The following is a 10,197-nucleotide window of genomic DNA, read 5'->3' on the forward strand; positions in this document are numbered from 1 at the left end:
GAAAGGCATCGACTATGGATGGGTGACGTTCCCGCAGTTCGCATGTCGGGCGGCGAATCCGGAAGAACCGAGCTGGCGTCGGTCACCGACTCCGAACTGAGCGGATGGGCGGCAGCCGTGGGCGCTGCATCGGCAGAGGCAGGAGGATTCGTCGATCGTGTATTCAACTTCTCCGACTCAACATACGACGAGGCAGTCCGAACAGCCAAGACCGAGGCAGTTGACGCCGCGATAAGGGCAGGCGCTGACCCCGCGAAGGTCGAGATCGCGCGACTTACCGATACACCACTCACGTATGTCACCAGCAGCATGGTTCGCCTGAGTGCCATGGCGAGAGGTCCTCTTCTGTGAACACCGCAGCGATTACCGTCGAGCAACTTCTCGAGCTCGGTGTGATTCCCGGGCACCGAGTCATCGGGGGGCGGTCAGGCTTGACCCGGCACGTAGCTCGGGTTCTTCCGTGCACAGACGTGCACGATCTCGCGCGCATCGAACCCGATTCGCTAGTCGTGTTCGTGAGCGGCGCAATCGAGCTGCACGATTTGTCGACCGATCTCGCCATCAGACTTGCCCGCAGCGCCGGCGCCGCCGGATTGGTGACCGAAGCATCGACACGAGAACCGGCGCTTGCAACGAAGCGCTTGGCCGACACGTTGGCGATTCCGGTGATCATAGCCGCGCCTGTAGACCTGGACAGGGTCAGCGCACGATGCGACCCATATGTTCGGGCGCCGGAGATCCACGCGCTCAAAATGCTGGGCGAGACCGTCGATCGATTTCTTACGCTCCCCACCAGTGCCGATGAAATGATCGACAATCTGAGGAAGCTTCTGCGAGTTCCGGTGGCTCTCGTCGACAGTGAAGGCCATCTCGTCGCCGGTGACTCGAAATGTCATAGTCTGGCAAATGCGGCCGATATACGACGCGAGATGTCAGTTATGCGGCCCGCGCCAGGCGTTTTCAGCGCAGAGCGGGGGAAATTCGTTCTGCTGCAGCCGATCCGGACCGACCGCCGAGCACCGGCAAACCTATGGTTGGCCGCGGTGACGGATCCGCTGCCGTCGCGGCTCCACCGCCCAGTCCTCCACGCGCTAGGAGTGGCTGCGCTGTCTTATGCTGGTCATCTCGCATCGCAGGCCACACGCATCGAGCGGGAGAGTAGACACCGCTCGATGTTGTTGGCCGAATTGATTGATTCGGAGCAAGTTTCAGCCAGCACGCTCGAAAAGACGAGCGCATTACAGTGGCGGCTCGGAGGTTGGCACACTGTCGCCTACATAACAGGTCGGGTTGACCTCACGGAAATAGCCGGCCGGGCGATGGCGGCGTCCTTGGAAAGTCTCGTCGCAGCTGAGTTCGGGTCCTTCGTGGTCGAGCAATCGGATGGATACGTGTTTTGGACTACGACCGAGGTGCAGGGTGGGCGACCTACGGATGCCCGCGATTCGGAATACCTCGAATCCGTTCGTAAACTAATGTCCGCTGTCGATCCGAAGGACCGATGGGGGCTTTGTGCCGGGATTGGCAGCACTGAATTCGGTGCCGCCGGAATAAAGCGGTCCTTATCAGCGGCCCGGAAAGCGGCTCTCGTCGCGAAGGGACGCGCCGGTATGTATCCGGTCGAGCACACTTCTACATCGAGCGCAGCAGTACTACTGGCCGGGTGGTCCAGCACCAGTTCGCTTCGGGAGTCCGCCACCGAAATTCTCGGTCGGCTCCTGGCGTCGGACTCGAACCGCGAGTTGCTCCGTACTTTGCGCTCCTACCTCGATCATGAATCATCGGCTACCAACACCGCCGAGCAGTTGGGGGTCCATCGCAATACCGTACTGCTCCGCCTGGAGCGGATCCGAGCTCTGCTGGATGCTGATTTGAGCAACCCCGATGATCGACTCTTGCTGCAACTTGCTATCCGATCTCTGGCTCCGGAATGACAGAAACGGGTGACGCCTCGACCATGCTGCGGCAGACGTGCATGCCGCCGAGGACTCACGCCGAGGCGGACGGTGGTGCCCATTGATCTGTCATCCCGGAGCGGATACTACGTGGGGTATGGCCCCCCGTGGTTGGCGACAACGCCGCGTAGAGCTTCTTCAGCCTGCTCCAACGCAACGTGTTGGACAGGTAGGGTCCGGACACCGTGAACAGCTGCGGATCCGATAGTCACCTCGATCGAACGCACCGACCGCTGCCGACGACGCCCAATCCGCAGACCCACTGCCACCCGATCGTGCAACAGCCCGGCGAAGGGCGTCTGTACCCGTTGCTCAGTGGGCGTGAGAAAGTCGCTCGAAAGCGAGTCGCCGAGCGGCCGCACCGGCGGTTACGTGTTGTTCGAAAGACATGTCAAGCACTCGCTGCGTGCTGGCGTGAAGGGCACGCACTTGGTTTCTGACCTGCTCGTCCGTTGAGCCTTGTCGTTCACCGAATGCCTGGATGAGACCGCCGGCGTTGGCGATGTAGTCCGGGACCCACAAAACGGATCTCGTCCTGAGAGTGTCTTCGACTGTGGCGCTGGATAATTGGTTGTTCGCCGCGCCGCAGATGATCCTTGCGGTCGTCTGCCGTGCGAACTCCGGTGTGACAGTCCCTCCCAACGCGCAAGGGGCATAAATGTCGACCGCCGCGGCACGAACATCGTCGACAGCGACGACGGAAGGGAACCTGCGACAGATAGCCTCTGTCGCAGCTGGATTCGGATCGGCGACCACGACGGCGGCGCCGGCGGCGAGTAGGAGCTCGGTGAGTTGCGCGCCGACCTTCCCTATGCCCTCGACACCGACGACTCGGCCCGCAAGATCACCGGAATCCCACACACGTTCCGCCGCAGCGCTCAACGCGCTGAAGACCCCCAATGCCGTCATCGGTGCGGTATCTCCCGAGCCCCCGCGTTCTTTTGTGCGTGCCGCAACATGCACTGTGGTCTCGGCGATGACATCCATGTCGTCGGCGGTCGTCCCGACGTCTCCGGCCGTAATGTATCTGCCGGCCAGCCCATCGACGAAGCGGCCGTACGCCCTGAGTAACTCCGCGGACTTGTCCGTGGCGGGATCGCCGATGATCACAGCCTTACCGCCGCCCAGACGGAGGCCGGCGGCAGCCGCCTTGAAGGTCATCCCGCGAGACAAGCGCAGGACATCACCGAGTGCGTCTGCCTCGCAGGCGTAGGGATAGAAGCGCGTTCCGCCCAGCGCTGGACCGAGAGCGGTGGAATGGATCGCGATGATGGCGCGCAGTCCGCTGGCAGCATCGCGGCAGAAGATGACTTGTTCGTGCGGGCTATCTGCTATGAAATCGGGATGTGAGAACACCGAGTGATGCTCCACCCGTGCAGGTTTGGGTACGGCTCGAGTCGGGGCAGTGGTCATATCAGTCCTTCCCTATTTGGTGAGTACGGTGGTATCGACGCCGAGTTCGTCGAGCCGGGCCCAGTAGTGATCAATGTTTCGAAGCTTGATCTCTTCGTATCCGCGGATAATCTCCGGTGCCTGAGCTGCTGCGACAGCCATGGAGTACGACTCCGTGGTGAGCGTGTCGACGAGTTCTTCCACCATGGTTCGGTAGTGACGAATCAATTGGCGCTCGATCTTGCGCACGCGTGCGTAGCCGAACGGATCGAAAGGTGTGCCACGCAGGAATTTTCCTTTTGCCAACACCTTCAGCGCGACGTGGGTTCGAGGACCGAATCCGATCTTCTTGCTACGTCCCAATGCTCGTAGCGCCGGGGGATGTAGCTTATAGGTAAGTCTTGTGGATCCCGGAAGCTCGGCATGGACGGTGTCGAGAAAAGAGGGGTCGGTGAGCATGCGCGCAACTTCGTACTCGTCCTTGTATGCCATTAGCTTGTGAAGGTTTGTGGCCACAGCTTTGGACAGTTCCACCTCTTCGGTCACAGCCCGCTCCCGAAGCCATACGGACTCGATGAACTGGATGTATCGGGCGGCGTCACGGTCTCCGGAGTACGCGACCAGCTGAGCCGCTCGACGGTCGAGCAGATTTCGCACCACTCCAGTGATCGGCGAGTCGGCGAGCAGATGCGTCGGCACCACGGTGTCGCTTCGTGGGGCGCGAACACCGCTGAGAGTGTTCGCTTCGAAGGCGGAGGGATCGGCAACGATGGCCCGTCCCCAGCGGAAGGCTGCTTGGTTGTCGTGGACTGCGACACCGTTGATCACGATCGCCTCTTCGATCGATGCAGCGGGGATCGGGAGAACGCCGGCCTGATACGCAGCGCCGACCAGTAGGAAATTGGCGGCCGCGGTGTGTCCGAAAAGAGCCTCGGCAGATGCCAGGGCGTCGAATGAGATCACGTCTTTGGCGTGGGAGCCGACCCGTGCGAGAAGATTGCTCTGAGCAGGATACGAGACCGTAGCGTCATAGACCATGTCGCCAGTTGCGGTGATGCTTGTCGACGCCACTGTGATCGTGTGCTCGGGGTCACCGAAGCCGGCGTACTTGGTATCCGCCGCGGTCAGTAAGTCGAACGCGAGTATGCAGTCGGCAGATGACGGACTGATGCGATTGGACCCCGCTCGGCGCTGATCGCTGATACGCAGGTGTGAGGTTACCGGGCCGGCCTTCTGGGAAAGACCTGTTTGATCCAATCCCTCTACGTGGAAACCAGCGCGCAGGGCTGCCATTCCCAGGACCTGGTTCACTGTGACAATGCCGGTGCCTCCGATGCCGGCGAGAAATACGTTGTGAGTGCTGGCGATTGCCGGCAGTGCGGGGTCGGCCACCAGTGGTGGAATCGGGGCCTTCCTACGAGGAGTGGCGAGCTTCTCGCTGGGCATTTCAACTGTGACGAACGAGGGGCAATCGCCGTCCAAGCAGGTGTAATCGGTATTGCACGTGGTTTGGTCGATGCGCGTTTTGCGACCGAATTCGGTCTCGATCGGTTGGACCGAGAGACAGTTGGACTTGACCCCGCAGTCACCGCAACCTTCGCATACTGCTTCGTTGATGATCACTCTGGTGCGCCGTGCGGGAAGAGTCCCTCTCTTGCGTTTGCGGCGCGCCTCGGCGGCGCAGGGCTGGTCATAGATGAGGACGGTTACACCCTTCGTATCACGCAGTCGTCGTTGTGCTTCATCGAGGCGATCGCGGTCCCACACCAAGACGCCGGGCGGCATTGATCGCTTCGTATGACGAGATGGCTCGTCGGTGCACACGATGATCCTGGTGACGCCTTCGGCTGCGAGTTTGTGTGTCAGATCCGAAACAGAAAGCGCGCCTTCGGCATCCTGTGCGCCGGTCATCGCAACTGCGGAGTTGTACAGGATCTTGTAGGTAATATTGACACCTGCCGCAACGCAGGCTTGCACGGCGAGTTGCCCTGAGTGGAAGTAGGTTCCATCGCCGACGTTCTGGAAGATGTGATCGACGTCGGTGTACGGTGACTGTCCGATCCATTGAGCCCCTTCCCCGCCCATCTGGGTTAAGCCGGTGACCTGGGAGTCGGTCCGTGACGACATCGTGACCAGGGTGTGGCAGCCGATACCGCCGCCCGCCAAGGAGCCTTCCGGAACCGTTGTGGACCGGTTGTGTGGGCATCCGGAGCAGAAGTACGCGGTGCGTTTGGTAGGGAGCAGTTTCAGCTGGGGCGGCGGCACGGGCGAAGGTGACAACATCACCCGGCCGGCAAGGAGCTTTCGTAGCGGCGCCCGCAGCCGAGCTGCGGTCAGCTCGCCGTGCGGCGGAATGAGCGTTCGGCCGTCACTGCCGCGCTTTCCGAACACCTGTGGCGCCGAAATCCGGCCGTAGAGCACCTCTTTGACCTGTGACTCGACAAACGCCGACTTGTCCTCGACTACCAGGACCGTCTCGACACCTGCGGCAAGCCCGCGGACCTTCTCCGCGCCAAGGGGGTACGGCATCCCGACACGCAAGATCCGGATCCCGGCCGAGCGGAGATCATCGTCGGTGAGACCGAGCTCGTTCAGCGCTTGGCGAACCGAGTCGTAGGCGGTACCTACTGCGACGATGCCCAACCACGCGTCCGGCGTATCGATCTCGATCCGGTCGATGTCGTTGGCGGCAGTGAACGCCTCGACCATCGCCCATCGCGGGCCGTACAAATCGGCTTCGGCCACAACGCTGTCCGGCGGGGCGGCGAGGACTCGCTGACGGTACGTCCACGGCTTCCCGTCCCACTCGATTTCTGGGACGGCGATGTCGAAATTCGAGAAGTCACGATCCAAGGTCCACAAACCATCAGCGACATCGGCGACGAGCTTCAGCGCCGACCAGCATCCGGAGGCGCGTGACAACGCAACTCCATAGAGGCCGAAAGCGATAATCTCTTCGGCATTGCGCGGGAAGAAGACCGGCATCGACAGTGCTGCTAGCGACCTTTCGCTGGCGGCGGGAACCGTCGAGGACTTCGCAGCGGGGTCGTCTCCGACCAGAGCGAGTGTTCCGCCCGAAGGGTGCGCCCCGTACATTGCGGCATGCCGCAGAGCATCACTGGCGCGATCGAGGCCAGGGCCTTTGCCGTACCAAACACCCACTATCCCGTCGTGGGTGCGTTGCCCCTGAGGCAGTTCGAGTTGGCTGCCCCAAACGGAGGTTGCTGCCAGCTCTTCGTTCACGCCGGGCACAAGGCGGACGTCATGCGCTGTTGCCAGTTCGGGGATGCCTGCCATCAGCTTGTCGAGGGTTGCCAGCGGACTGCCCTGGTATCCGGAAACGAAGGTGGCGACGCGTCTCCCCGCACGCTGATCGCGCTCGTGTTGTTCTACGAGAAGTCGCGGGATGGCTTGAACGCCGGTCATGAGAACCGGGCCGGAGGAGGTCCGGTACCGGGTGGCGAGATCGAAACTGGAGTCTTGTTCGGAGACTGTCAGGGGAGTCATCTGTTTGCGCCGTTCGAAGTCGATCCTGCAGGCTGAAGTGCTGATTTGTTCAGGCAATCTTGTTGCTGAGTTACGATCGGGTCAACACAAGAGTCGACAACTGACCCATTCGGTCAGTCGCCTTGTATCTGGCCTGTCGTGAGGTGACACAAATGCTCAACATCGACCAACTGGACGTCGAACTGCTACGGCTTCTCGAACGAGATGCTCGGACTGGTGTGGTCGAGCTGTCCACTACCCTGGGAATCTCCCGCAACACGGTTCAAGCCCGGATACGGCGCCTCGAGGAGTCCGGCCTTATCTCCGGCTACCGTCCGGAATTCGACCTCACCAAAGCAGGTTTGGTGGTCCAGGCCTTCATTGCGCTCGAGACCGAGCAGGACAGCCTCAAGAAGATCATCGAGCAACTTGTGGCAATCCCGCAGGTCCTCGAGGTGCACGTGATAACGGGCCGTGAGGATCTCCTGGTGCGCGTTGCTACTGCAACGCAACCGGACCTGCAGATGTTGGTCGAGCGGATTGTGGGTTTCGCGGGAGTTGTTCATTCGAATACCGCTCTCACCCTGACGACTCCGGTTCCACACCGAGCCGTGCCGCCCCTCGCCGATATGGCAAAGGACACCGGATGGGGGCGTTCGACCGCCGCGCCCAGAGGCTGACGCTCGGTTCGCTCGCGGATCCATAACCCTGATGTTGCACCGAGAGCGGTTACTGATGCTGCTGGTCACCAGCGCATCTCGATGGCGGAGCGTGAATTCGCCGGGTTGGTGGTCATGGCGCATTGGTCGAGCTCGAAGGTGTCATCGATAGGGGAGGCGCCATCGACCGGACGCGAGGGTTCGTGGTTTTGACACGCTGTGTGCAAGTGGGCGATCATCGGTGAATGCCGTTGCTGCGCCGCAACGGCGCAGGCGCCCCGGCGGCCGGAACTACGCCGCGACGGCGCGAATCCGACCGTAATGCAACCGGTTTCGCCAATCGACGGCCCTTGGCGCCGCTGCCGGCTGAAGGAAATGTAGAACTCAGGCGCCTTCCGCTATTGAGGCGGTCACGTGCGATCGGTCGGCAGCCGATTCAGCTGTCCGGCAAGCGAATCAAGCGCTGAATGCCGAACGCGGAGCGGCTGTCGAAGTCGGCCGACAGGAAATCGTCGAGCACCGACCGCGGACCAGGGTAGTCCGCCTGTTTCGCCGCCTTGGCTAGTTCGGAGCAAATCTGCGGGGCCCCGGATGTTGTCGAGACTGATCGTTCCGACATCGTGAAGGAGACGCCAGCGGGGCATCGGATTTCGGTCCCTGGAGGAGGTCTGGCCACCCGTGGACGCACTAGGGCTGATGGGAGGTGATTCTCGGATTGGGGTGCGTCTGTGCTTGGCGGAAAGTGGCGGGCTTATTCCGCATCGTTGGCCAGTTCTTCGTACAACCCTTCCAACGCAGTGCGGTCGTCTTGGGTGCCGGTGTGCGTTGCGGTGAACCAGCGTGCGTACTCGGCGATCTCGGAGAGCCGCCAGTCCAGCGCGAACAGGTCTACCATTTCGGGGTCGGGGAGCAACAGGTCGTGTGCGACGGCGGGTAGGTCGGCGTAGTCCCGTTCGGGTGGTGCGAGAGCCAGCGACTCCCAATCGACCAGCCGCACTCCGTCAGTGGTCACGACCTGGTTGTCGTTGTGCGGTTCGCCGTGTGTCGGCACCCATGAGTCCCGTCGGGAGAGTGCTTTCTGCGCCAGTGCCAGGTAGCGATCGGTCCAGCGTTGGATCGGACCGATGTGCGCGGCAAGGGCCAGCTGTGCCTTCTCCGCGAGCGGGCCGCTTGTCCAGGGCTCTGCGGTGCGAGCTCGCAACTCCTCGGCGAACCCAGGACCGACCTGCGGGGTCCATGACCGCAGACCATCGGGGGGTGTCCCTATGGATTTCGTCAAGCTGCGACGGGTCGGGGAGTTCGGTAGGGCTGCTTGGTTTTCAGCATCGCGTAGAGGACATCGCAGCGTCGTCGGGCGAGGCAGATGAGGGCGGCGTTGTGTTTCTTGCCCTCGGCTCTTTTCCGGTCGTAGTAGGCGCGGCTGGTGGGATCGTGCAAAGCGGCGAAGGCCGACAAGAACAGCGCCCGTTTGAGCTTGTGGTTGCCCGATCGGGAGGGGAATTCGCCGCGGATGGAGCTGCCCGATCGGTGGGTGATCGGGGCGATTCCGGCGTAGGAGGCCAGGTGGCCGGCCGAGGCGAAAGCGGTGCCGTCGCCGACCTCGAGCAGGATGCGAGCGCCGGTCCTGACTCCGATGCCTGGCATCGAGGTCAGGACCTGGGCAAGAGGGTGATCGTCCAGCATTTCCTCGATATCGACGGCGACCTGTTGTCGTTGCAGCAGAACGGTTTTCAGCGAGTCGGCGAGCTTGGGCAGGACGCTTTCGGCGGAGCGAGAGCCGGGAACTACGACAGTCTGCGCGGGCAACGCAGCCAGTATTTCCTCGACCAGGCGGCCGCCCATGCGGGGCGCGTGTTTGGCCGCGATGGTGGTGAGTTTCCGTCGGCCAGCGGCTCGGATTCCTTCGGGGCCGCCGCATCGGGACAGGATTTCCAGGACGGCTGGGTGTGCGACGCGGGGTCCGAGGACTCGTTCGAGTGCTGGGTGGATGCTGGTGAGCAGGCCGCGGATGCGGTTGGTGGTGCGGGTCGCTTCTCCTGCGAGGTCGTCGTCGAATCCGACGAGGACACCGAGCTCGGTGAGGGTTTCGTCGCCGGTGTCGACCCGGCGCAGGGTGTGGGGCATGGTGCGGGCGGCGTCGGCGATGATGTGGGCGTCGCGGGCGTCGGTCTTGGACTGGCCCGGGTAGAGGTCGGCGATGCGGCGCATCGACAATCCGGGCAGGTAGGCGATGTCGTGACCGCAGGCGCGGGCGACGGTGACCGGCAGGGCGCCGATGGTGTTGGGTTGATCGACCACGATCAGCAGCCGGCCTCGGGTGGCGAGCTGGTCGAACACCGCCCGCAGGCGGGCTTCGTCGTTGGGCAAGGCCTTGTCGAAGAGGCGTTTGCCGTTCGGGTCCAGGCCCACGGCGTGGTGTTCGCCCTTGCCGACATCGATGCCGCAGTACACGGCATATGCCTGTGTCACTTCGTGTTTCCTCGTCAGGTGAGAAACCGCTGGCGGAACGATCACCGATCGAAGCGCCGACGCCCGGCACCCACGTTACGAAGAGACCTGAGTAGCGGCCCTGTCCCCATCAGCGGTCCGTCGACGCCACCGGCGCCCGGCGACACCACCCCCCGGATCATGCGTTCGACTGGGGGAAGAAGTCATACCGGGCCCGGTGACCGTGGGCCCGGTGCCGGGCCCACGAACAAGGTAAC

The 10,197-nt window shown here is 62.6% G+C and carries 7 protein-coding genes; 3 read left to right on the forward strand and 4 right to left on the reverse strand.

The genetic code is table 11. The annotated features are described in order from the left end of the window. Positions 1 to 18: 18 nt before the first annotated feature. Complete coding sequence (locus NA3_RS37340; protein ID WP_157126621.1) at positions 19 to 351, forward strand: hypothetical protein; 333 nt, start codon at positions 19 to 21, stop codon at positions 349 to 351. 119 nt (positions 352 to 470) lie between these two features. Then, positions 471 to 1,934: a PucR family transcriptional regulator gene (locus NA3_RS33335; RefSeq protein ID WP_128145310.1), complete on the forward strand. Its 1,464-nt coding sequence runs from the start codon at positions 471 to 473 to the stop codon at positions 1,932 to 1,934. Positions 1,935 to 2,267: 333 nt separating this feature from the next. Here NA3_RS33335 and NA3_RS33340 read toward each other — a convergent pair whose 3' ends face one another. After that, positions 2,268 to 3,368: a Glu/Leu/Phe/Val family dehydrogenase gene (locus NA3_RS33340; RefSeq protein ID WP_062968592.1), complete on the reverse strand. Its 1,101-nt coding sequence runs from the start codon at positions 3,366 to 3,368 to the stop codon at positions 2,268 to 2,270. 12 nt (positions 3,369 to 3,380) lie between these two features. After that, positions 3,381 to 6,854, reverse strand: a complete 3,474-nt coding sequence (locus tag NA3_RS33345; RefSeq protein ID WP_062968594.1) for an indolepyruvate ferredoxin oxidoreductase family protein — start codon at positions 6,852 to 6,854, stop codon at positions 3,381 to 3,383. Positions 6,855 to 7,006: 152 nt separating this feature from the next. Here NA3_RS33345 and NA3_RS33350 point away from each other — a divergent pair, with 152 nt between their 5' ends. Then, positions 7,007 to 7,513 (forward strand): Lrp/AsnC family transcriptional regulator, encoded by a 507-nt coding sequence (locus NA3_RS33350; RefSeq protein WP_062968609.1) that lies wholly within the window; start codon positions 7,007 to 7,009, stop codon positions 7,511 to 7,513. 730 nt (positions 7,514 to 8,243) lie between these two features. Here NA3_RS33350 and NA3_RS38295 read toward each other — a convergent pair. Next, the gene (locus NA3_RS38295) at positions 8,244 to 8,504 is read right to left on the reverse strand and encodes a hypothetical protein (RefSeq protein WP_218021936.1); all 261 of its coding nucleotides are present in this window, start codon (positions 8,502 to 8,504) and stop codon (positions 8,244 to 8,246) included. Positions 8,505 to 8,767: 263 nt separating this feature from the next. Continuing rightward, the gene (locus NA3_RS33365; RefSeq protein ID WP_062968598.1) at positions 8,768 to 9,961 is read right to left on the reverse strand and encodes an IS110 family RNA-guided transposase; all 1,194 of its coding nucleotides are present in this window, start codon (positions 9,959 to 9,961) and stop codon (positions 8,768 to 8,770) included. Positions 9,962 to 10,197 lie beyond the last annotated feature (236 nt).

Origin of the sequence: Nocardia africana NBRC 100379 (assembly GCF_001612635.1) — a bacterium.
GTDB lineage: Bacteria > Actinomycetota > Actinomycetes > Mycobacteriales > Mycobacteriaceae > Nocardia > Nocardia africana.